The organism is Pontibacter sp. HSC-14F20 (genome assembly GCF_019599265.1).
GTDB lineage: Bacteria > Bacteroidota > Bacteroidia > Cytophagales > Hymenobacteraceae > Pontibacter.
In genome coordinates this window covers 1-283 of sequence record NZ_JAHZTC010000076.1, presented here as the reverse complement: position 1 = coordinate 283, position 283 = coordinate 1, and the positions used below count along the sequence as shown (strand labels likewise).

At 54.8% G+C, this 283-nt stretch carries 1 protein-coding gene; it reads left to right on the top strand.

Translation table 11 applies throughout. The features are described 5' to 3' along the window. A partial coding sequence (locus K3G39_RS21255; protein ID WP_255594579.1) for a transposase occupies positions 1-283 on the top strand: 283 nt, incomplete at both ends.

The following is a 283-nucleotide window of genomic DNA, read 5'->3' as shown; positions in this document are numbered from 1 at the left end:
ATTCAGGGCTCTATGATCTGATTGTCCCCCAGGACAATCTGCTTCGTAAAATCAACGACCTGATCGACTTCACTTTCATCTACGAGGAGCTGGTTGCCAAATACTGCACCACCAATGGCCGCAGGGCCGAAAGCCCGGTGCGCATGTTCAAGTACCTGCTGCTGAAGACCATCTACACCCTCTCCGATGTGGACGTGGTGGAGCGCTCGCGCTACGACATGTCCTTCAAATACTTTCTCGAGCTCTCGCCCGAGGAGGCTCTGATCAACCCCAGCTCCCTGAC